The organism is Actinotignum stranguriae, from assembly GCF_051265215.1.
GTDB classification, from domain to species: Bacteria; Actinomycetota; Actinomycetes; order Actinomycetales; family Actinomycetaceae; genus Actinotignum; species Actinotignum schaalii_C.
This window is the reverse complement of the sequence record NZ_JBOZCJ010000003.1, coordinates 102,849-124,212: the sequence shown is the minus strand read 5'-3', so window position 1 is coordinate 124,212 and position 21,364 is coordinate 102,849. Positions and strand designations below refer to the sequence as shown.

The following is a 21,364-nucleotide window of genomic DNA, read 5'->3' as shown; positions in this document are numbered from 1 at the left end:
TATGATGTACGATCCGCGCACGATGACCCTTGAAAACTTGGGAGACCCGCAGATTACCGCGCGGGATCTTGCCGATGTCGCGGCCCAGCGTCCCGACCTCTGGGATGCTATCGCGGTGCACCCGCAGTGCTATCCGGCACTGGTCTCCTGGATTCGCGAGCGCCAGGCCGAAGCTCAGGGCCAGCAGGCCCCGGCGCATGCCGCGCAGCCCCTCACTGCCGAACAGTGGCAAGCTCGTTTCCAGCTGGATAACGGGCGTGAACCCACGTTACGGGAATACCAGGAGGCCGTGGCGCAGGGCGCCGTGGCCGGGCCGGGTGTTCCCGATAATTCCGTGGGGGATATGAAAGAGGGCCTCAAGCAATTCGCCACCGGCGCCAAGGAATTTGTTAGTAACCGGGTGGCGCCGGCTGTCGCCCAGCAGGCCGGTGCGGTGCGCCAGAGCTTCGCGACTGCTTCCGCGGCGGGCGGCATTAACTGGCGCACGATTGTGCCGGCCGTGCTCATTGGTGCTCAGGTGCTTGCGATGCTCAGCGTATTCCTGCCTTTTGCTTCCAGCTTTGGGTTTTCTGTCAGCATGATGTCGGGCGATTCCGGAGTGGGTGCCACCGTTCTTTTCTGCTACTTCATCGCGGCTGTTTTCTCCACGCTTGCTCTTGTGATCAAGAAGAAATGGACGATGGCTACCGCCGGCGGGGTGGGTTTGCTTTTCGGAATTCTGCTGTTCATCGGGAGCATGGACGCACTGTCGAAGCTCTCCCATTTCTCTGAAGTTGCCAGCGTTGGTTTCGGCTTCATCCTCTTTATCCTCGCCACCATCGTGAATATTGCCTTCTCCATCTGGGCTATCGTACTGGTGGTCAAAAAGCAGCAATAACGAGGAAAGCTTGCGCATAGCAAGAAAAAGTAAAATCATAAAAGTGGGGCGGACAGTATTAAAATGTCCGCCCCACTTGTGTATGGGGAGCGCTAAATCATCTCTACTTCTTGGCGCCGCACCCGCGCCCCGCACAGGGCGTAGTAGGCCACGAAGCCGATGATGAGGGCCAGGATCACTCCAATATTGCCCGAACCGAGGGGTCCGTCCACCCCGCCAATGAGGGGGAGGAGGTAGCCCTGCCAATCATTGAAGGGCGCATCAGAGAAGCCGTTGACTACCAAACCCCAGCCGATCACACAGCACACCGCCAAGATGGCCAGGGAGGTCACGTTGTACTTGCCGTACCGGCCGGTGGGGGAGAAGAGTGCGGCGTCGTCGTAATCACGCTTACGCAAAGTAATATCCGCCATCATGATGCCGGTCCACGCGGCAAGCGGTACCCCCAAGGTAACCAGGAAGGACTGGAAGGGGCCGATAAACGTGGGCGAGAAGAAGGTGACGTATACGGTTCCCACGGTGAGAATGACACCGTCGATAAGGGAGGCGAGCGGCCGCGGAATCCGAATACCTAGGGTCAGGAGCGTGAGCCCTGAAGAATAAATACCGTTAATCGCGCCCGACAGCAGCGAAAGAATTGCGGTGAGGAGGAAGGGGAGAAGGAACCAGGTGGGCAGGATGGTGGCCAGCGCCCCGACCGGGTCAGAGCCGATGGCTTCGGAGAGGGCGTCATCTGAACCAGCCAGCATGAGGCCGAAACTAATGAGCACCACCGGGCCGAGGGAACCGCCCAGGGTATTCCAGAAAATAATGTGGCTTCCGCGCGCCTCCCGGCTCTGGTAGCGCGACCAATCCGCCGCGATATTCACCCAGCCCAGGCCCATGCCGGTGAGTACCATGACGAAAGCTCCGAGCATGGCCGCCACTGAGCCGGAAGAGTGGGAGAAGAGCGCGCCGGCGTCGAGATGCGGGAAAACTAAAATAATATAGATAATGGTGGTGATGCCGGTGATCCACGTGAGAACCGCCTGCATTTTCATAATAATGTGGTAGCCGGCCACCGCGCCCAAAACGATGAGGGTGGCAACAATTGCTGCCGCTACCACTTTGACCGTGGTGGAATCTTCCCCGGCCCACCCCAGCCGCGCGAGCACCGTATTGGTGGCCAGAACTGCGGTAATGGCCAGCGAAGTTTCCCAGCCGATGGAGGTCAGCCAGGAAATAATGCCCGGAATTTTTGCGCCGCTGACCCCGAAAGCTGCCCGGGACATGACCATCGTAGGCACCGAGCCGCGTTTGCCGCCCAGCGCGATGACCCCGCAAATAGCAAAGGAAAGAATCACGGCGATGACCGTGATAACCAGCGCCTGCGGGAAAGAAATACCAAATCCAAGCACCCACGCCCCGTAACTCATCCCAAAAACGGAGATATTCGAGGCGAACCACGGCAGGAAAAGATGCCGGGGTTTCGCGGTGCGCTCACTATCGTCGACTATTTCGATACCGGTTGTCTCTATCGATGCCATAGGTACTATCTTTCTCCAGCTCAGCGGCGAATGGAAGAGGGAAAGCGAAAGTCGGGAAGAGCAGACAAGAACCGGTGGTCTCGTTTACCATAAAAGGGAAAGTTACGTGTGAGCGAAAGTCACAGGGAACGACGGCGCCGCTTTGGTCTGGAGCTGGCCAAAGTGATACGTTACCGGGAAGGAGCACGCGGTGATCGCGGGAATTGGAACCGATACCGTCGCCATCGATGCCTTCGCTCAGCAGCTGGATCTACCCGGCTCCCGCTTCCGCAACGTTTTTACCGCGCGGGAAATGCGCTACGCGATTCGCCGGGCCCAACGCCACACCCGCACTGAGGCCGCCGGAGCTTTCGCCACCCCGGCCGCTGAAGATGCCGGCTTTGAAACTGTTATTCCGGCCGCGGAGCTCGCCCCCCACCTGGCGGCGCGGTGGGCGGCCAAAGAGGCCTTTATTAAAGCGTGGTCGGCAGCGTTGTACGGTTCCCAACCGGTACTACCCGAGGGACATTGGGACGCTATCGAAGTCACCAACGACCGCTGGGGGCGCCCGGCGATTATCCTCGGGGCGCCGATAGCCGGGGCGGTTCATAAAACCCTGGGGAGCGTGAATATTCACGTGTCGATGAGTCACGATGGGAACGTGGCTAGCGCCGTCGTTCTTATTGAATACCAGAACAATAATGCGGCGCACCGGGCCGCACCCACCCGGTAAACCGCGCCCTAAACCGCACTACACCCCGAACCGGCCGCCGCTACACCCCGAACCGGCCGGAAATAGACCCGTGGCTCACGCTCTGAGAAGCGGTAGCGCACTACCGTTGGCGTACACTACCGTGTGCCGGTACGAACGAAGCACTGAGGCGGTGGCGCGGCCACCGCGGGGAGCGGGCCCGCCCACAGGGGCGCCGCGATGAAGGAGCTGAGATAACGTGGCACCAGAGCACGCTGGACAACCTGGGCGAGCTACGCAAGCTGGGCAGGCTGAGCGATCCGAGCAGCCGCAACAATCCGCCGAGCCGCAGCTGCAGCGCGGCCTGCACGCCCGCCACCTCACCATGATCGCGGTGGGCGGGGCGATTGGCACCGGGCTTTTCGTGGCCTCGGGAGAAACAATCAGTCAGGCCGGCCCGGGCGGAGCGCTGGTGGCCTACGGGCTTATCGGCATGATGGTCTACCTCCTCATGCAATCCTTGGGGGAAATGGCGGCCTACCTGCCGGTGGCCGGCTCCTTCGAAGAATACGGACGGCGTTTCGTTTCGCCTTCTTTCGGTTTCGCTACCGGCTGGAACTACTGGTACAACTGGGCGATCACCGTGGCCGCCGAGCTGTCCGCCGCGGCGCTCGTCATGAAGTACTGGTATCCGGATACGCCCGGCTGGGTGTGGTCCGCGGTCTTTTTGGCCCTCCTCATTTTGCTCAACGCGCTTTCGGTGCGCACCTACGGCGAAGGTGAATTCTGGTTCGCTCTCATCAAAGTGGTGACGGTTCTCGCCTTTATTGCGGTGGGGCTCCTCATGATCGTCGGTGTTTTCGGTGCCAGCCCGGGACTGGTTCATTGGACGGAAGGTGAGGCACCGTTCGTCAATGGCGGCGCGGGAATCCTCGCGGTCTTCATGGTGGCCGGTTTCTCCTTCCAGGGCACTGAAATGGTGGGGATCGCCGCGGGGGAGGCCCGCGACCCCGCCACCACCGTCCCGCGCGCCACTCGCACAATTTTCTGGCGCATCCTCATCTTCTACATCGGCGCCATCGTGGTGGTGGGCACCCTGGTGGCCTACAGCGATCCGAACCTGCTGCGCACCGATATTTCCGATATTGCGGTCTCGCCTTTCACTCTGGTGTTTGAGCGCGCCGGGGTAGCTTTCGCGGCCGCCGTCATGAACGCCGTTATTCTCACCGCGGTGCTCTCCGCTGGTAATTCCGGACTTTATGTGTCCACCCGCATGCTTTTCGCCCTCGCCGAGCAGGGCAGCGCCCCGAAATTCCTGGCGCGCCTGACCCGCCGCGGCGTCCCGCTCAACGCCATGATCATCACGATTCTGGTGGCCACCGCCTGCTTCATCTCCTCCTTTATGGGCGATGGCAAAGCCTACGCCTGGCTCGTCAATGCTTCCGGACTGGCCGGTTTTATCACGTGGATGGGTATCGCGTGGAGCCATTACAATTTCCGGCGCGCTTTTATCGCTCAGGGCCGTAGCCTTGACGAACTCCCCTTCAAGGCGCGGTTCTACCCGGCCGGTCCCATCGTGGCGCTGGTGATGTGCGCGGTGGTCATCGTGGGGCAGAGCTACCTCATTATTACCTCCGGCGGTGGCGCCCTCGATCTGCTCTCTTCCTATATCGGATTGCCGTTGTTCTTTGGCCTGTGGTGGGGCCACAAACTCATCACGAAGAGCCCCGCCGCGGATCTCTCCCGCGCAGACCTGAGCGCCCCCAAGATTTCCTGAGCGGCGCGTTGTTCCGTGCGGCGCGGTGTTTCTGCGCGGAGCGGCTGCATTTTCTACGAGCCTGTGTACGACGACGCCGCAACGGCCCGCGTGGTCCGGAAAGCTGCGCCACAATTTTTGTGTCGTAACCCCGCGGTAGACTGTCGACCTAACAGCGAAGGTGTGGAGGAGAGACATGAGTACACCACTGGATGAACCTTTAGCCGTGGCGGACCCGGAAGTTGCCGCGATTCTCACCGGGGAATTGCGCCGCCAGCAAGAAGGCTTGGAAATGATCGCTTCGGAAAACTTTGTTTCCCGCGCGGTTTTGCAAGCTCAAGGCTCTGTTCTCACCAATAAGTACGCGGAAGGTTATCCCGGGCGGCGCTATTACGGGGGCTGCGAATGGGTGGATAAGGCCGAAACCCTCGCCATAGAGCGGGCAAAAAGCCTCTTCGGGGCGGATTACGCGAACGTGCAACCGCATTCGGGTGCCTCAGCGAATGCCGCTGTCTACCACGCGATGGTGAAACCGGGGGCGAAAGTACTGGGTATGGCCCTTGATCAGGGCGGGCATCTTACCCACGGCATGAAACTTAATTTCTCCGGGCGCAATTACGATGTGGCTGCCTACCACGTCAACCCGGAAACCTATCTTCTCGATATGGATGAGGTGCGTGAAACCGCCCTGCGCGAACGCCCCGCCATGATTATCGCCGGGTGGTCCGCCTATCCGCGGCATGTGGATTTCGCGGCCTTCCGTTCCATTGCCGATGAAGTCGGTGCCGTGTTGTGGACTGATATGGCCCATTTCGCCGGCCTGGTAGCCGCCGGGCTGCACCCCAACCCCCTCCCGTACTCGGATGTGGTCACCACCACCATCCATAAAACCCTAGGTGGGCCTCGCTCGGGGATGATCCTTTCCGCGCGCGGGGAGGAATACGGCAAGAAGCTTAATTCCGCGGTATTCCCGGGCAACCAGGGAGGCCCGCTCATGCACGTGGTCGCCGCGAAAGCGGTGGCTCTCGGGTACGCGGCCACGGCAGAATTCCGCGAGCGCCAACTCCGCACCCTGGAAGGGGCCCAGATTCTGGCCGCGCGGCTCACGGAAGCTGATGTGGCTCAGGCCGGAATCTCGATTATTTCCGGGGGCACGGATGTCCACCTGGTCCTTGTGGATCTGCGCAATGCCGCGATCAACGGTCGGGAAGGGGAGGACCTGCTCGGTAGTATCGGTATTACCGTCAACCGCAACGGGGTTCCCTATGACCCCCGCCCGCCGTTCGTCACCTCCGGGCTGCGCATCGGCACCCCGGCGCTGGCCACCCGCGGCTTCGGCCCGGAAGAATTCACGGAAGTTGCCGATATTATCGCCCGCGCCCTCATCGGGGGCCACGCGGCACCGGTCGAAGAACTGCGCACTCGGGTACGCGCGCTCACGGACCGCTTCCCGCTCTACGCTGGTCTGGACCAGGTTGGCGCCACCCGGAGCGGGGAAGGTCAGTAATGGCAGCACAACTTCTGGACGGGCGCGCCGTCGCCGCCACTATCAAAGATGAACTGCGGGTGCGGGTGGATGCCCTGCGCGCCCGCGGCTACACTCCCGGGCTCGGAACGGTGCTGGTGGGCGATGATCCGGCGTCCGCGGCGTATGTACGCGGTAAGCACCGTGATTGCGCGGAGGTAGGTATCGCTTCTCTGCAAGTAGAGCTGCCGGCTAGCGCGAGCGCGGCAGAAGTTGCCGCTGCGCTGCATGAGCTCAATGCCAACCCGGCCTGCACCGGATATATTCTCCAACTCCCGCTTCCCGCCGGGATGCCCGAATCCCGCCTCATCGAAGCAATCGCTCCGGATAAGGATGCTGATGGCCTTCACCCGGTTAACCTCGGGCGTCTGGTGGCAGGCGTGAGCGGGCAGCTCACCTCCCCGCTGCCCTGCACCCCGGCCGGCATAGTGGAGCTGATCGAACGCCACGGGCTCAATCTTGCGGGAAAACACGTAGTGGTCCTCGGGCGCGGCATCACGGTGGGGCGAACCATTGGCCTTCTCCTTACCCGGAAGAACATTAACGCCACCGTGACGCTCTGCCATACCGGCACTCCGAATATTCCCGAGCTATGCCGGCACGCGGATGTCATTATCGCCGCGGTAGGCCAGGCTGGTTTCGTTCGTTCGGAATGGGTGGCGCCCGGCGCCGTTGTTGTTGATGTGGGGGTAACCCGGGAGCGCACCGCGGAAGGCACATGGCGCACCCTTGGGGATGTAGACCCGGGCGTGCGTGAACACTCAGCCTGGATATCACCGAATCCTGGCGGGGTCGGCCCGATGACTCGGGTGATGCTGCTCAGCAACGTTGTCGATATGGCTGAACGCTACCTGGCGGAACAACACGGCACGGCTGGTGAATACGCGGCGGTCCCGTGTGCCGCAGAACAGCAGATCCCAGCAGGATCGCCCGCGGCAGCACATATCCTCCCGGAGCATTCCGGGACTGGACACGAAAGGGAATGATATGCGGATCAGCACAGTCAACGTCAACGGGATTCGCGCGGCGGCGCGAAAAGGAATCGCGGCGTGGTTGGAGGCTACCGCGGCGGATATCGTCCTGCTCCAAGAAGTGCGTGCCCCCGCGGATATCACCGCAGAAATTTTCGCGGGCACCGGTTATCAGGTCTACACGGCTGTTTCCGAACTCAAAGGCCGGGCCGGAGTCGCGGTAGCAGTACGCGAAGGCATTGGCGTAGGTGAAGTTCGGGATCACCTGGGCGTGGGAGCTGATGGGGAACCTGTTGGCTTTGAAGCCCCGGTGGATAGCGGGCGCTGGCTTGAAGTGGAACTCCCGGATCTCCAGCTGCGGGTGGTGAGCGCCTACCTGCATTCGGGAGTGGCGGATAATCCGGAAAAAATGGCGGCAAAATACGCGCACCTCGAGCGGGTGAGTGCCCGCCTAGCACAATTCGACCCGGCCGCACGCACCCTAGTTGCCGGGGACTTCAATATCGTTCACACCGAAGCTGATATTGAGAACTGGAAGTCCAACCACAATCGCACCTCCGGGGTGCTTGACGATGAAATCGCCTACCTGGATCGGTGGTTCGGTGGCCCCTGGGTGGATGTGCAACGCGCATTGCTAGAACGCAGCGGGCATGAGGGCAAAGGCCCCTACACCTGGTGGAGCCAGCGCGGCAAAGCTTTTGACAACAACGTGGGTTGGCGCATCGATTACCATATGGCCAGCCCGGCACTTGCCGCCACCGCGCAAGCCTTTACTGTCGGGCGAGCATCCTCCTACGCGGAGCGCTGGTCCGACCATGCCCCGCTCACGGTGGACTACCAGCTCTAGGCGTACTATTCAGGACCGTTGAGGAATCAAAACGTCTGTTTTTGTCGTAGGCCTCACGTACGATGGCTATGTGACAAAGCGGAATTCAATGATGGACGGTGTCTCTCAAGCTCTCGGCGTGGACCGGCAGGGGCGGCAAGCCGCTCGGCGCGGTGCACCCAGCGGAGCACAAGGGGCGGAAAGCGGGATAGCCGGCGTCGTTCGCAAAGGAAAAGCCCTGGCCGAATGGGCGCAAGGCACGCGTATTATGCGGGGCTTGGGTCGCTACGGAAAGGCCCGTGGGGGTCTGCTCGCCGGTGGAATCGCCTATTCGGCGCTTTTCGCCATCACCGCGGCTCTCACCATAACCTGGACCGTTTTTATGGCTACTCTCGGAAGAAACGCGCAGCTGCGGGAAACCGTGGTGGATGGCGTCAATGCGGCCCTCCCCGGTATTCTCCAAGATTCCTCCGGGGAAGGCCTCATCAATCCCGATGACCTCATCCTCTCGGGAACCTCCGTGGTGGCTACCATCATCGCTGGCGCGGTGCTGCTGTGGACGGCCATGTCCATTATGGCCGGGCTCTCCACTGCCATCGGTGCCATGTTCGGGGTGAATCAACGAACCGAAAATGGGGTGGTGAGCATCTTCTTCCGCCTTGCCGGATTCGTGGTGCTCGCCCTGGGGATCCTTACCTCCGCGATCATCGGTTCCCTCGTTGGCTCGGTGGGAACCATGCTCCTTACCCATGTTGGAATGGACGGGGCCTTCGTGCAATTCGGAACCAAAATCGCGGTCTTCCTGCTCGCGGCCACCGTGGACGCGCTCGTCATCATGTTCATTATTCGCTTCACCTCCGGGATCCGGGTGCCCCGCCGTGATTTCATCACGGGGGCGGCCCTCGGTGCGTTCCTCCTCTCCATCATTCGGGTGGTGGGGACCTCCGCGGTATCCAGCGTGTCCGGAAACCCGCTCCTCGCGCCCTTCGCCGCTATTGCCACCCTGCTGCTGTGGCTCAACCTCGCTTCGCGTATTGTGCTCATGGTCTCCGCGTATATGGCGAACCCGCCAAGGGCTTACGTAGCGCAGGATCCGGAAGAATTGCGGGGTACCACCACGCCCAATTACGTCACCCTCTCCGTTCCGGAAACACTCACGTGGCCCCATGATCCCATCACCGGTTCCCTCCTGCCCGAACCGAATAATGCCACCGGCGAGGAGGAAGAAGAGCTCCCCGAATGGGGAGGCCTGGCCGGTAACCTGGCCCGCCGCCGGGCCGAAAAGCTAGAATCAAAGGCGCGTGAGGCACAGCTTAAAGCTGAGGAAGCTCGCGCACACTACGTGAGCGGACAACGCGAACTTGCGCGCTCGCAGCGAAAGGATAGCTAGGCGTGACATTCCATGCGATTATTCCCGCCGGGGGAGCCGGTTCGCGGCTGTGGCCACTCTCGCGGGCCAGCCACCCGAAGTTCCTGGTTGATTTCGGTTCGGGGCACACCATGATTCACGATACGGTGACCAGGCTTGCCCCGCTGGCGTCCAGTATTTACACCGTGACGGGCACCGCACATGCCGCGGCTGTGCGCGATCAACTGGCTGGTATTACGACGCCCCTTCACTATGTGGTTGAGCCGAGTCCGCGTGGCACTATGGCCGCTATCGGTATTGCCGCGGCGCTCGCCCATCGCGCAGATCCGGATGCTCTGATTGGTTCCTTCGCGGCCGATCACCGTATTTCCGATACCGCGGCGTTCACCGCGGCCGTGCGCAAGGCGCTGGAGGCTGCCTCCCGAGGTTATCTTGTTACCCTCGGGATTACTCCAACCGGACCGGCCACCGGATTTGGCTATATCCGTGCGGGCGCGGCACTTCCCGGTCAATCTCCGGCCGGCGGATCGCCCGCTAGCAGAGAGAACACGGAGAACGCCGGTGGACCGCTGGAGAGCACCGCCGCCTTGCAGGTAGAACAATTCGTAGAAAAACCGGATGCGGAAACCGCCGCGCGCTATCTCGCGCAGGGCGGCTACTATTGGAACGCCGGGATTTTCGTGGCGCGGGCGGCCACGCTTATGGATATGCTCACCGAATACCGCCCTGATATCGCCGCACCGCTGCGCCAGCTTGCTCAATTGTGGGATCTGGACTCGGTCCGGCAAAATCCGCAGGTAGAAGAAATATGGGCGTCCATCCCGAAGGAAGTCATTGACAGGGCGGTAGCGGAACCGGCAGCTGCTGCGGGCCGGGTTGCCGTGGTACCAGCAGATATGGGCTGGTCCGATGTGGGAGATTACGATTCCCTCGCTGAAGGTATCCCTGCGGGGGAGCTCACCACCCAACGCGCCCCGGGAAGCACGGGGGCCCCGGTGCTCGCCGTTGACGCGCCGGATTCTCTGGTGTACAGCTCGACGAAGCCCGTTGTTGTGGTGGGAGTACCGGGCGCCGTCGTTATCGATACCGGAAGTGCCCTGCTAGTAACCACCCGCGATAAAGCTCAGGATGTCAAAAAAGCCGTTGACGGCCTGGACGCGGCCGGGCTGGCCGAGCTCAGGTAGTTTTCCGCTCCGCGTAGCGAAGTGGAAGGCGCGTAGGTAGCGAAGGACAATAGAAACCATGAATACACGCGACTATCGGCGCGGGGCACAAACCCGGCGCGGTGCCCAGATCCCGCCCATCACCGCGGATACCAAGCTGCTGTCCAACCGGAGCAACGGGGACTGGACCCTCAGCGACCCGTGGCGAGTGCTGCGCATCCAATCCGAATTCGTGGAAGGATTCGGGGCGCTCGCCCACGTACCACCCTGCGTCTCGATTTTCGGTTCGGCGCGCATCGGGCGCGAATCCCGTTACTACCGGGTGGCCGAAGAAACCGCCGATATTCTCAGCCAGCAAGGCTTCGGGATTATTACCGGTGGCGGCCCGGGGATTATGGAAGCCGCCAATAAAGGCGCGGCGGCGAATGACGGTCTCTCCATCGGCCTGGGAATTGAACTCCCGCACGAACAGGGCCTCAACGAGTACGTCAATCTCGGCATTGAATTCCGGTATTTCTTCGTGCGCAAAACAATGTTTCTCAAGTATTCTCAAGGTTTCGTGGTGCTCCCCGGTGGTTTTGGTACCCTCGATGAACTCTTCGAAGCCCTCACCCTGGTACAAACAGGTAAAGTCGCCGGTTTCCCGGTGGTGCTGGTGGGTAGCGATTTCTGGGGCGGTCTCGTGGAATGGATCCGCGGGCGCCTGGTGAGCGAAGGTATGATTTCGCCCGCAGATCCGAATATTTTCACCGTGGTGGATACCGCCCATGAGGCTGTCGATGCTCTTATCGCAGGTCAGAGGTCCCTTACTGCGGAACAAGCCACGCGACAAGCTCGCCGCGAACAGGTGGCGGACTTCTAGTAGAATTAGGGGTGACGTTAGTCGCATAGTTGCGGCGAACAGGAAGGAAACCACTATGGCAGCTATGAAGCCACGCACGGGTGATGGACCGCTGGAAGTCGAACGTGAAGCGCGCGGAATCGTGGTCCGCATCCCAGTGGATGGCGGCGGACGCCTCGTCCTGGAACTCAACGATGAAGAATGCGTGAGCCTTAAAGAAGCTCTCGCAAGTGTGGAGAAGTAACCACCACCGAAGTATCTGCATCGACTACCTATCCGGGGGCCGGCCGGCAGGCGCGGCCCCCGGATACATGCATGCTTATAACCGGAGCATCCTGGTGAAAGGGTGAGTGGCTAACTAGTCAGCCACCGGTACCAGATAAAACTCCTTTTAAACGAAGAATGGCCCGGTTAGCGCAGCCGGCAGACTAGTACTCCATCGCCCAGAGGCACCAAGCTAGTATCGAGTTCTTCGGCTTGCATAAGTGCTTTAATGAGATGGCGAATGGCCACCACGGGTTCTTCGCGGCGCGCCGGGTCAGCGACCTTACCGCCCTGGAGGGCGCCAGCCACTACCAATAGGCCCCCGGGTCGCAAAATCCGCAAAGCTTCTTCACAGTCACCGGCCGCCTCGAGGGGATCGCCGTCGACAAGCACCATATCGTAGGAGTGGGCCGCTAGTCGCGGCAAAATATCAGCACTGCGCCCGTTAATAATGCGCACTTTTCCAGGGCGGGCCCCGGCTCGAGCGAAGAGGGAACGTGCCACATGCTGGGCTTCGGACTCCACGTCAATCGTGGTGAGGTGAATATCCCCGGCACGCAGCAGGTAGAGGCCGGAAACTCCACTGCCCGTTCCGATTTCGACCGCGTTATTGACTTTCGCGCAGGCAGCCAGGACCGTGAGGAAGTTCCCGCAGGCTGGGCTCACGCACCGGATAGAGAATTCAGCGGCGGTGGCGCGGGCCGCCCGGGTAATATCCCCTTCGATAACGGCATCTTCAGCGTATGTCCACGCCAGGGTCCGATCGGACATAAGCCTCCTCCATAACAGGGATCGTGCGCAGCAATGTTTCTATCATAGTGCGCTGTGCCATTACGCGGGGCATGCGCGCCGCGGCAGCTCTTGGATACGTGCCGCTAGGGCTCGCAAAATATCGCGCGCGGGGGAGTCCACCATATCGAGGACGAATGGTGTTCCGGCATCGCAGCCCTCCCGCAGTGCCGGCTCCAGCGGAATTTGGGCGAGAAGTTCGACCGGGTACCCGAGCGTTGCGCTGAGATTCGTGGCGACGAGCTGTCCACCGCCGGAACCAAAAATTGTATTTTTTGTTCCGTCCGGTAGTTCCAGGTAGGACATATTTTCGACGACGCCGATAACTGTCTGCTCCGTTTGTTTAGAAACTGCACCGGCTCGTTCAGCCACGTCCGCGGCAGCCGTTTGCGGCGTCGTCACAACGAGGATATCCGCGCGCGGTAGCATCTGCGCCAATGAAATAGCGACGTCGCCCGTCCCGGGCGGCAAATCGAGGAAAACATAATCAAGATCCCCCCAGTACACGTCCGCGAAGAATTGTTCGAGGGCTTTATGAAGCATAGGGCCGCGCCAGACCACCGGGGTATTACCCGGCACAAACATACCGATGGACATGACTTTCACGCCGTGTGCGACCGGGGGAATGATCATGCCGTTGAGCTGCTGAGCGGGAGTGTCCACTCCCATCATCCCGGGGATAGAAAAACCGTAAATATCGGCATCGATGAGGCCCACGCGCTGTCCGGTGGCGGCCAGTGCAACCGCGAGGTTCGCGGCTATTGAGGATTTGCCTACCCCGCCTTTCCCGGAGGCCACCGCGATAACGCGGGTGGGGGAATCGGGGCGCGCAAAAGAAATCTCCCTTGTGGTGCGCCCGCCGCGCAGCTTTTGCTGCAGGTGTTGCACCTGGAGTGGAGTCATGGCACCCATGGTGATGGCAACGGTGCTGACGCCGGCAAGTGCGGCGATGGCCTCGCGTACCTCCCGTTCGATCACGTCTTGGCGCGGGCAGTGCACGGTGGTGAGAAGCACCGTCAGGGTGACGGCGCCCTCCGGGCTCACCCGCAGCCCGTGAATCATATCCAGTTCGGTAATCGGGTGGCGTAATTCCGGGTCGATAACCCCGGAGAGGGCCTCCAGAACCCGATCCTTGGTGAGGGGAGGGGCCGCGGGTGAGCGCGGCACCGAATCGGAAACAGGATCACTCGTGGGCACCGGGCTCCTCCCTAGGGCGGTCAAGGTCGAGTGCGGCGCGGGCGTGGTCATCTCCCGGATCAACGGGAACATCGCGTGCTTCGCGCTGGGCCTTGACCGCATCGAGTTCTTCTTGCAATTCACGGATGCGTTCTTCGCGTTCGGCGGCGCGATCAATATTGCGGTCATCAAGCTCGTGGAGTAAATCGCGCAATTCCGAACGCACAAAGTCACGGGTGGCCATATCGCCAACCGCATCGCGCAAGCCGGCAATTTCACGCATGAGGTATTCGGTATCTGCCAGGTTACGATCAGCGCGCTGGCGGTCCTGTTCGGCGCTCACCTTGTCTCGGGCATCCTGGCGGTTCTGGGCCAGCAGGATGAGGGGCGAGGCATAAGAGGCCTGTAAGGAGAGCATGAGCGTAAGCGCTGTGAAACCGAATTCGGCTGAATCGAATTGCCATTTTTCGGGGGCCATGGTGTTCCACGCCAGCCACGCCACCACGAAAATAGTCAGGTAAACCAGGAAACTTGCGGTGCCTTGGAAACGGGCAATGCTTTCCGCGGCGCGCCCGGCAGCTTCCGGATCTTTGCGCCGGCGGCGCCGAAACAAGCGGCTGCGCCGTTCGAGCGGTTCATTGAAATCATTAGCCACGGTTCACCTCGTTCGTCGTGGATGCGGCGGGGGAGTCTACGGGCCTTTCCTCAGTATCAGCGCCCTCCCAGGAATCATCCATATCACGCCAATCCTCGGGGAGGAGATGGTCGAGCACGTCGTCAACGGAGACTGCCCCGAGGAGGAGTCCCTGATCCACCACCGGGACCGCGGTGAGGTTATAAGTTGCCAATTCGCGGGTGACCGAACCGATGGGGGCTTCCGGATCCACGCCTTCGGTATTCCGATCCAGAATAGAACCGAGCATCGTGGTGGGAGGTTCGCGCAGCGCCCGCTGGATATGTACCGCACCTAAATACCGCCCCGTGGGGGTTTCCAAAGGCGGGCGGCACACAAAAGCCACCGCGGCCAGCGCCGGGGGAATATCCGGGCGGGATGCCGCGGCCAGGGCCTGCGCCACCGTGTCATCCGGACCGAGGATCACCGGGTTGGGGGTCATGAGACCACCGGCGGTGCGCTCATCATAAGTGAGGAGGCGGCGCACATCCTGCGCTTCGCCTTCACTCATGGAGTCGAGGAGGATCGCTGCTGTTTCCGAAGGCAGATCGGCCATGAGGTCGGCCGCGTCGTCGGGCTGCATCACGTCCAAAACGTCACCGGCACGTTCCACATCCAAACCTGCCAGCACCGTCACGCGGTCCTCATCACCGAGTTCTTCCAAGACGTCCGCGAGCTTTTCATCCGTGAGCTCGCGGGCGACCGATTGCATACGCTCTTCAGGTAAATCACGCAAAATTTCCGCGATATCCCAAGGCTTGAGATCCACCAGCTGGGAGACGATGGAAGCGGCACCCTGGGTGTGGCTCGCCGTGGAGAGACCAGCCACCTCACTCACCTTGAGGATTTCAGAATGGCGGGAATTCGTGCCGATTCCACGCACATACACCTGGGTGAGGCCCCATTCGCGCCCGCGCAGCGGCTCAATGGCCGCATCCACGACGCTCATACGGGTGCCGGTTTCCCGGACCACCACCTCGCGGTCAATGAGCTGAGCCATGACGAGTGTTTCCGAACTGCGTTGCTGGAAGCGCCGCATATTGAGCACACCCGTAATGATGACCTGGCCGTTCGCGATGGAGGTGACGCGAGTAATGGGCAGAAAGACCCGGCGCCGCCCCACCACATCAATGGTGAGCCCGACCGCGGAAGGTACCCCTTTGACGCGGAACACCACGACAACATCATGGACGGTACCCACCTGGTCGCCAATGGGATCGTAGACGGGGGTACCGGCCAGCCGCCCAATAAAAACGCGAGAATTTTGCGAGGTTTTCATCAGCGCTGCACCCGCGTGAACCATTCTTCGATATCGGCAATGGTCCGCGGTATATCTTCCGAGAGGCGCTCGGCGCCGTTTTCCGTGATGAGAATGTCATCTTCGATGCGCACCCCGATACCGCGGAAACGCTCGGGAACCTTGAGATCATCTTCGCGGAAGTAGAGGCCGGGTTCGATTGTGAAGACCATCCCCGGTTTCAGTTCCGCATCCAGGTACATATCCCGGCGGGCGGCCGCGCAATCATGCACATCCAAGCCGAGGTGATGGGAGGTGCCGTGCGGCATCCAACGCCGATGGTACTGGCCTTCGGGAGACAGGGACTGGGCTGCGGTGCCCGGAAGCATACCCCACTTTTCTAGGTAGCTAGCGATAACCTCCATGGCGGCGGCATGCACATCCTTGAATTTCACACCGGGAGTACCTGCCACTTCCAAGGCTCGTTCAGCGGCCTCGAGCACAGCGTTATAGACCTCCGCCTGGTTTGCCGTGAAGGTGCCGCTGACCGGGAGGGTGCGGGTGATATCTGCGGTGTAGAGAGAATCGAGTTCCACCCCGGCATCCACGAGGATAAGATCGCCATCGCGAACTTCGCCGTCATTTGTCATCCAATGAAGGGTATTGGCATGGTTACCGGAGGCCGCGATGGTGTCATATCCCAGGCCGTTACCTTCTTCGCGGGCGCGTGCAAAGAATGCACCTTCCACCACGCGCTCCCCGCGATGGTGGGCAACCGCGCGGGGCAGGCTGCGAATAATCTCATCGAAACCGGAATAGGTAGCGGCCACAGCTTTGCGCATTTCCCGGATCTCGAAATCATCCTTAATGAGGCGAAGTTCAGAGAGGGCCTGGGCCAGCTCCATATCCTGAGCGGCATCTTGGGACAGCCCGGCCGCGGCACGCAAATCGCTTACCTGTGCGGTGATTTGTTCCGATGCTTCCGCGAGCACCCGGAGACTCACCTGGCCTTCCCCAAGATCCTTCGCGAGGGCATCGGGCAGGTTATCGAGAGAATCGGTGGCCAATCCGGTGGCGCGGCTCACTTCCTCCAGGGAGGGGCGGGCTCCCACCCAGAATTCCCCGTGGGCCGGGTCCGAATAAAACTCCTCCGAGGAACGCGAGGCGCGCGGGTAGAAGTACAGGGTGACATCATGTCCGCCTTCTTCACGCGGGTTGAAAACAAGCACCGCGCCCGGTTCCTGTTCCCCGCCCAGGCCTGTCATATGCGAGAAAGCAGAGTGGGCACGGAAGCGGTAATCGGTGTCATTAGCGCGTACCTTGGTTTCCCCGGCTGGAATAACGAGCCGTTCACCCGGGAAAAGTGCGGAAAGAGCGGCGTGGCGTGCCGGCAAATAATCTGCCACCTCCGTGCGTGGTGCCGGTTCGGGGCGCGGGCCCCAATCCGAGCCCATGAACTCCCGAAATTCGAGGTTACTGGGCTGCTGAGAACGGTTATTTCCGCGAGCGCGCAAATTTTGCTGCGCAGTATCCTGATCGTGCTGTCCCTTGGTAGTCATACCGTCCATTATCGCACCCTTTCCCGACATAAAAAGACCCGGGAACTTTTCCCGCACTCACCGCCGGCTAAGCTGGAGAGCATGGCTATCGATACCCACACTCACTCCACCGCTTCCGATTCCACGGTCACTCCACGCGAACTCGTGGAGGAAGCTGAGCGTATCGGTCTGGCCGGAATTGCGCTCACCGACCACGATACGGTGGCCGGGTGGGAGGAGGCCGCCGCTGCGGCGGCCTCCTGCGGCGTCGTTCTTATCCGTGGCATGGAGCTATCCACGAAATGGGAAGGGATCACCTGCCATATTCTCGGCTATCTTTTTGATCCGAATGATCATGCGATCCAGGAACATATCGTCACCACGCAGGCATCGCGCCTGACGCGAACCCGGGCCATTGTGGATAAGCTCAGCGCGGATGTGCCGATCACCTGGGATGACGTGGTGGCTCATACCCCTCCGGGGGCGACGGTCGGGCGTCCCCATATTGCCGATGCCCTGGTGGCGGCCGGTGTGGTTCCCACCCGGAGCGCGGCTTTTACCCACTATCTTTCCGTGCACGGGCCGTATTATGTGTCCCACTATGCGCCGCAGGCCTGCGAGGCCATCCGGATGGTCACGGCGGCGGGCGGGAAAGCGGTCCTTGCTCATCCGGTGGCACCCGCACGCAATAAGGTCGTGCCCGAGCGTGCTTTTGATGAGATGGCCGCGGCCGGGCTTTTTGGGGTGGAGCTACGCCACCCGGAAAATGATCCGGAGCTAGTGCCGGGCCTGGAACGCATTGCCGCGCGGCTGCAGCTACGCGGTTTTGGGGCGAGTGATTATCACGGGAGTGGGAAAACGAATCGGCTCGGGCAATACACCACGAGCGCGGAAATTATCGCCGAGTTGGTCGACGGTACCGCCTTGCCTGTGCTAGGTTAAAACGCGCTTCACTGCCGTAGCGTTCCGGCGGGAGCCGGGTACCTGCGAGCGCCATTCTTCGCTGGTGCGGGCACGGCCGTGAAAACTTTCAGGATGTCTTTTCGATTATCGCGGGGATGTCTTAGGATGGTGTCGTTATAAATCCGGCTCGGTGTAAAACCGCTCCTGCGGATGTGGAGGACCTGGTCGCCGGGGAGAATCAGGAGGTACTGCCCCGTGGCCGTCTTTGATGTCACGATCTTCTTGTCCACCTTCATGACCTTGTTCGTCATCGCCGACCCGCTGGGTAACCTCCCGGTTTTTATTGCTCTTACCGCGCGTAATACCAATAAAGAACGTAATCGCGCGGCCTGGCAATCGGTCCTCACCTCCGCGATTGTGCTGGCGATTTTCGCGGTTTTCGGTAAATACATTCTGGATTTGCTGGGAATCACCACCGCCGCCATGCAGATTTCCGGCGGTATCTTGCTTTTGCTCGTCGCCCTCCAGCTCATGCAGGACGAATCCAATCCGCAAGAAGAAGAAGCGAAGGCTTCCTCGGTGAATATCGCCCTGGTTCCCATGGGGATTCCGCTGCTGGCGGGTCCCGGCGCGATTGTTGCCATCATGATTAAGGTGGAGGAATCTGGCGATTCTTTGGGTGGGATCCTCGCGATTATCGCGGCCTTTATTCTGCTGCACATTATTGAATGGGTGGTTTTGCGTTTCGCTTCGCCCATGCACCGGCTCCTCGGCGAAGGCGGCACGGTGTTCCTCACCCGCATTGCCGGTATGCTGCTGGCCGCTATTTCGGTGCAGCTTATTATTGCCGGCGCGGTGTCCGTGTGGCCGGGAGCTGCCTAAGTTTTTCTTTTCCGCACACTTCTTAAAGTGCAGGCGGGCACCTCCGGGAAATGTGGAGCTGCCCGCCTGAGCTTGTTAATCCTTCTTAGTCCAGTTTGCGGGAGAGTTTACGACGCCGCCGCTGCGTTCCTGCCTGCTCGCTAGCCGCGGAAGTTTCGGCCCGCGTGCTGGGGGTGCTGAATTTGCGGCGGGTGCGCCCGGAAGTACTGCGCTGTTCTTTTTCTTCAGCACGACGACGCCCGTTTCCCGAGCGCTGCCCCTCGGTCTTTGTGTCCGTGGATGTGGCACGGCGCGATCCACCGGCGGAAGAAGAATGGCGCGCACCGCCACGTTCGCGTGAGCCACGGCGTTCGTGCCCGCCACGGCGAGCCGCGCGACGTTGGGAATTCCCGCGCCTGCCCCGCGAGTGGCCGGTTTCGCCCAGATCCTCAATTTCTTCGGCATCTAAGCCGGCTAGCACCCGCTGGGATTCGGGGAGGGTCGGGCCGGCATCAGTAGGAATATCAAGATCGGTGTAGAGGTGATCGGAGGTGTGGTAGGTCTCTACCGGATCGGCCATCCCGAGGTTGAGCTGCTTGCTGATAAGTGACCAGCGGGGCATATCTTCCCAATCCACGAAGGTCACGGCGGTACCCTTGTTCCCGGCCCGGCCGGTGCGGCCGATGCGGTGAATATAGATCTTTTCATCTTCGGGGCACTGGTAGTTAATGACGTGGGTAACATCGTCCACATCAATACCGCGGGCAGCTACATCGGTTGCAACAAGCACGTCAATCTTGCCTTTACGGAAGGCCCGCAAGGTTTGTTCCCGAGCACCTTGGCCCAGATCGCCGTGCAGGGATCCCACCGCGAATCCGCGCTCGCGCAAGGTATCTGCCAGGCGGGCTGCATTGCGCTTGGTGCGGCAGAAAATAATGGCGCGCTCCCGGCCCCGGGCCTGGAGAATGCGCGAGACCACCTCATCTTTATTGAGAGCATGGACGCGGTAGGCAACCTGGCGAATATTTTTCACGGTGGCGCTGTCATCACCGGGAGTATGGGCACGAATATGCGTCGGTTTCGTCATGTAGCGGCGTGCCATGGTGATGACGGGGCCGGGCATGGTTGCCGAGAAGAGCATGGTGTGGCGGGTAGGTGGAACTGCGGAGAGGATTTTTTCGACGTCGTCCAAAAAACCGAGGTCGAGCATTTCATCGGCCTCATCAAGGACCACGGTGCGAACGCGGCTGAGTGCGAGGACACCGTGTTTCATGAGGTCAATGATGCGACCCGGGGTGCCCACCACGATTTCGACGCCCTCGGCCAGTGCTTCTTGCTGGGGTTCATAGGCGCGCCCACCGTAAATATCGACGATACGCAAGCTGCGGTGGGCGGCGGCGTTACGCAGTTCCAAAGCAACTTGTTTGGCCAGTTCGCGGGTGGGAAGCACGACGAGTGCTTGGGGCTTACCCTGATCTGCCGGGGAAATGGCATCCCAGCCTTCTTCTCCCGGGCCCACGGCGACCTCGAGGAGCGGAATACCGAAACCGAGAGTTTTCCCGGTGCCGGTTTTGGCCTGACCGATAATATCGTGCCCGGTCAGGGCAACGGGAAGGGTGAGTGCCTGGATCGGGAACGGGTGGGTAATGCCGTGCTCTGCCAGGGCACGAACGATGGGTTCGGAAACTCCGAAATCTGCGAAAGACTTGGTTTCGAGGCCCTCTCCCGTACCGGTGATATCGGCGGCGGGGGAGGTGTCGGTGGGTTCATGAGCGCGGGAGGAATCAATCACTCCGGAAGCCATATGCTGTCCTTTCTGCGTGCGCTAACGCGCACGAGCTAGGGGCGGGTGCAGCAGTTGCGATATATGCCACATCAGCCGGTTACACACCGGCGACCGAGCACACCACCCGGCGTAGCAGCCGATCGCGACAATCCCCAGCGACCGGGCAGCTACACATATCAATCACGCCTGGAGGCGGCGTACACGCCCTCAGGCTCCCGGCTATTCTACGGCACTAACCCGGCCGGGCCGCCGCGACCTCCCGTGCACCACGAATCTCCTAGAGACCGAAGCCAACCCGGCGGGTATCCTGTTCGCGGATTTCCACGAAAGCAATAGCATCGGCGGGAATAGTGACTTCACGATTCTTCTTCGCGGTAATACGCAAAGGCTTGCCTTCTCCACCCAGGCTGGCATCGACAAGTGCGCGCAATTCCTCAACCGAGGCATCCGTTTCCAAAATCAAATCACGGGTAGTTTCACGAAAACCAATCACGATTTCCATATGTTTCTCCTTGAATACTCTAGGGATGCGGGGCCATAAGGCACCGCCGTGAAGGAGCCTGATAGCTCATCTTCGCGATGCGTTCACAGTAGCGTTCGCGATGCCTCCACA

The 21,364-nt window shown here is 60.9% G+C and carries 20 protein-coding genes; 12 read left to right on the top strand and 8 right to left on the bottom strand.

Going from position 1 to position 21,364, the window contains the following annotated elements:
• Position 1 precedes the first annotated feature (1 nt).
• Positions 2 to 877: a variant leucine-rich repeat-containing protein gene (locus ACRQEG_RS02415; protein WP_320758166.1), complete on the top strand. Its 876-nt coding sequence runs from the start codon at positions 2 to 4 to the stop codon at positions 875 to 877.
• 92 nt (positions 878 to 969) lie between these two features.
• Here ACRQEG_RS02415 and ACRQEG_RS02410 read toward each other — a convergent pair whose 3' ends face one another.
• Positions 970 to 2,403: a purine-cytosine permease family protein gene (locus ACRQEG_RS02410; RefSeq protein WP_016443002.1), complete on the bottom strand. Its 1,434-nt coding sequence runs from the start codon at positions 2,401 to 2,403 to the stop codon at positions 970 to 972.
• A gap of 190 nt (positions 2,404 to 2,593) precedes the next feature.
• Here ACRQEG_RS02410 and ACRQEG_RS02405 point away from each other — a divergent pair, with 190 nt between their 5' ends.
• From ACRQEG_RS02405 to ACRQEG_RS02365, 9 genes are all read left to right on the top strand, one after another.
• On the top strand, positions 2,594 to 3,115 hold the full coding sequence (locus ACRQEG_RS02405; RefSeq protein ID WP_320758167.1) for a holo-ACP synthase: 522 nt from the start codon (positions 2,594 to 2,596) through the stop codon (positions 3,113 to 3,115).
• Between the two features lie 217 nt (positions 3,116 to 3,332).
• Positions 3,333 to 4,850: an amino acid permease gene (locus ACRQEG_RS02400; protein ID WP_435730692.1), complete on the top strand. Its 1,518-nt coding sequence runs from the start codon at positions 3,333 to 3,335 to the stop codon at positions 4,848 to 4,850.
• 175 nt (positions 4,851 to 5,025) lie between these two features.
• On the top strand, positions 5,026 to 6,336 hold the full coding sequence (gene glyA / locus ACRQEG_RS02395; protein WP_320758168.1) for a serine hydroxymethyltransferase: 1,311 nt from the start codon (positions 5,026 to 5,028) through the stop codon (positions 6,334 to 6,336).
• Positions 6,336 to 7,340, top strand: coding sequence for a bifunctional methylenetetrahydrofolate dehydrogenase/methenyltetrahydrofolate cyclohydrolase (locus ACRQEG_RS02390; protein ID WP_320758169.1), 1,005 nt, complete (start codon positions 6,336 to 6,338; stop codon positions 7,338 to 7,340). The genes glyA and ACRQEG_RS02390 overlap by 1 nt, the downstream gene beginning before the upstream one ends.
• Before the next feature lies 1 nt (position 7,341).
• Positions 7,342 to 8,172 carry an exodeoxyribonuclease III gene (locus ACRQEG_RS02385; RefSeq protein ID WP_320758170.1) on the top strand — a complete coding sequence of 277 codons (831 nt, stop codon included), beginning with the start codon at positions 7,342 to 7,344 and terminating at the stop codon, positions 8,170 to 8,172.
• Between the two features lie 70 nt (positions 8,173 to 8,242).
• The gene (locus ACRQEG_RS02380) at positions 8,243 to 9,541 is read left to right on the top strand and encodes a YihY/virulence factor BrkB family protein (RefSeq protein ID WP_320758171.1); all 1,299 of its coding nucleotides are present in this window, start codon (positions 8,243 to 8,245) and stop codon (positions 9,539 to 9,541) included.
• 2 nt (positions 9,542 to 9,543) lie between these two features.
• The gene (locus ACRQEG_RS02375) at positions 9,544 to 10,704 is read left to right on the top strand and encodes a mannose-1-phosphate guanylyltransferase (RefSeq protein ID WP_320758172.1); all 1,161 of its coding nucleotides are present in this window, start codon (positions 9,544 to 9,546) and stop codon (positions 10,702 to 10,704) included.
• 58 nt (positions 10,705 to 10,762) lie between these two features.
• Positions 10,763 to 11,545 (top strand): LOG family protein, encoded by a 783-nt coding sequence (locus ACRQEG_RS02370; protein ID WP_274735659.1) that lies wholly within the window; start codon positions 10,763 to 10,765, stop codon positions 11,543 to 11,545.
• A 55-nt stretch (positions 11,546 to 11,600) separates the two neighbouring features.
• The gene (locus ACRQEG_RS02365; RefSeq protein WP_016442993.1) at positions 11,601 to 11,768 is read left to right on the top strand and encodes a DUF3117 domain-containing protein; all 168 of its coding nucleotides are present in this window, start codon (positions 11,601 to 11,603) and stop codon (positions 11,766 to 11,768) included.
• A gap of 167 nt (positions 11,769 to 11,935) precedes the next feature.
• Here ACRQEG_RS02365 and ACRQEG_RS02360 read toward each other — a convergent pair whose 3' ends face one another.
• The 5 genes from ACRQEG_RS02360 to ACRQEG_RS02340 are packed head-to-tail and all read right to left on the bottom strand — an operon-like array spanning position 11,936 to position 17,231.
• Positions 11,936 to 12,559, bottom strand: coding sequence for an O-methyltransferase (locus tag ACRQEG_RS02360; protein WP_274735657.1), 624 nt, complete (start codon positions 12,557 to 12,559; stop codon positions 11,936 to 11,938).
• A 60-nt stretch (positions 12,560 to 12,619) separates the two neighbouring features.
• Positions 12,620 to 13,774 (bottom strand): Mrp/NBP35 family ATP-binding protein, encoded by a 1,155-nt coding sequence (locus ACRQEG_RS02355; protein ID WP_435733766.1) that lies wholly within the window; start codon positions 13,772 to 13,774, stop codon positions 12,620 to 12,622.
• Positions 13,761 to 14,408: a DUF1003 domain-containing protein gene (locus tag ACRQEG_RS02350; RefSeq protein ID WP_016442990.1), complete on the bottom strand. Its 648-nt coding sequence runs from the start codon at positions 14,406 to 14,408 to the stop codon at positions 13,761 to 13,763. Before ACRQEG_RS02350 ends, ACRQEG_RS02355 begins: the two co-directional genes overlap by 14 nt.
• Complete coding sequence (locus ACRQEG_RS02345) at positions 14,401 to 15,705, bottom strand: magnesium transporter MgtE N-terminal domain-containing protein (RefSeq protein WP_274755784.1); 1,305 nt, start codon at positions 15,703 to 15,705, stop codon at positions 14,401 to 14,403. The genes ACRQEG_RS02350 and ACRQEG_RS02345 overlap by 8 nt, the downstream gene beginning before the upstream one ends.
• Positions 15,705 to 17,231, bottom strand: coding sequence for an aminopeptidase P family protein (locus tag ACRQEG_RS02340; RefSeq protein ID WP_435733765.1), 1,527 nt, complete (start codon positions 17,229 to 17,231; stop codon positions 15,705 to 15,707). The genes ACRQEG_RS02345 and ACRQEG_RS02340 overlap by 1 nt, the downstream gene beginning before the upstream one ends.
• Before the next feature lie 72 nt (positions 17,232 to 17,303).
• On the opposite strand from ACRQEG_RS02340, the gene ACRQEG_RS02335 reads away from it, so the two are divergent.
• Positions 17,304 to 18,143, top strand: a complete 840-nt coding sequence (locus ACRQEG_RS02335; RefSeq protein WP_435730695.1) for a PHP domain-containing protein — start codon at positions 17,304 to 17,306, stop codon at positions 18,141 to 18,143.
• Between the two features lie 216 nt (positions 18,144 to 18,359).
• Positions 18,360 to 18,986 (top strand): MarC family protein, encoded by a 627-nt coding sequence (locus ACRQEG_RS02330; RefSeq protein ID WP_274735648.1) that lies wholly within the window; start codon positions 18,360 to 18,362, stop codon positions 18,984 to 18,986.
• 85 nt (positions 18,987 to 19,071) lie between these two features.
• On the opposite strand, the gene ACRQEG_RS02325 is transcribed toward ACRQEG_RS02330, so the two are convergent.
• Entirely contained in the window at positions 19,072 to 20,769 is a 1,698-nt protein-coding gene (locus ACRQEG_RS02325; protein WP_435730697.1) for a DEAD/DEAH box helicase, read from the bottom strand.
• 259 nt (positions 20,770 to 21,028) lie between these two features.
• The gene (locus ACRQEG_RS02320) at positions 21,029 to 21,253 is read right to left on the bottom strand and encodes a DUF3107 domain-containing protein (RefSeq protein ID WP_087070621.1); all 225 of its coding nucleotides are present in this window, start codon (positions 21,251 to 21,253) and stop codon (positions 21,029 to 21,031) included.
• Between the last annotated feature and the right edge of the window lie 111 nt (positions 21,254 to 21,364).

What these genes read in the sequence shown, in the direction of transcription:
- ACRQEG_RS02385 (WP_320758170.1), top strand. Translation starts at nt 7,342, where the DNA reads ATGCGGATCAGCACAGTCAACGTCAACGGGATTCGCGCGGCGGCGCGA.
- ACRQEG_RS02390 (WP_320758169.1), top strand. Translation starts at nt 6,336, where the DNA reads ATGGCAGCACAACTTCTGGACGGGCGCGCCGTCGCCGCCACTATCAAA.
- ACRQEG_RS02325 (WP_435730697.1), bottom strand. Translation starts at nt 20,769, where the DNA reads ATGGCTTCCGGAGTGATTGATTCCTCCCGCGCTCATGAACCCACCGAC.
- ACRQEG_RS02415 (WP_320758166.1), top strand. Translation starts at nt 2, where the DNA reads ATGATGTACGATCCGCGCACGATGACCCTTGAAAACTTGGGAGACCCG.
- ACRQEG_RS02345 (WP_274755784.1), bottom strand. Translation starts at nt 15,705, where the DNA reads ATGAAAACCTCGCAAAATTCTCGCGTTTTTATTGGGCGGCTGGCCGGT.
- ACRQEG_RS02335 (WP_435730695.1), top strand. Translation starts at nt 17,304, where the DNA reads ATGGCTATCGATACCCACACTCACTCCACCGCTTCCGATTCCACGGTC.
- ACRQEG_RS02365 (WP_016442993.1), top strand. Translation starts at nt 11,601, where the DNA reads ATGGCAGCTATGAAGCCACGCACGGGTGATGGACCGCTGGAAGTCGAA.
- ACRQEG_RS02370 (WP_274735659.1), top strand. Translation starts at nt 10,763, where the DNA reads ATGAATACACGCGACTATCGGCGCGGGGCACAAACCCGGCGCGGTGCC.
- glyA (WP_320758168.1), top strand. Translation starts at nt 5,026, where the DNA reads ATGAGTACACCACTGGATGAACCTTTAGCCGTGGCGGACCCGGAAGTT.
- ACRQEG_RS02320 (WP_087070621.1), bottom strand. Translation starts at nt 21,253, where the DNA reads ATGGAAATCGTGATTGGTTTTCGTGAAACTACCCGTGATTTGATTTTG.
- ACRQEG_RS02410 (WP_016443002.1), bottom strand. Translation starts at nt 2,403, where the DNA reads ATGGCATCGATAGAGACAACCGGTATCGAAATAGTCGACGATAGTGAG.
- ACRQEG_RS02360 (WP_274735657.1), bottom strand. Translation starts at nt 12,559, where the DNA reads ATGTCCGATCGGACCCTGGCGTGGACATACGCTGAAGATGCCGTTATC.
- ACRQEG_RS02340 (WP_435733765.1), bottom strand. Translation starts at nt 17,231, where the DNA reads ATGGACGGTATGACTACCAAGGGACAGCACGATCAGGATACTGCGCAG.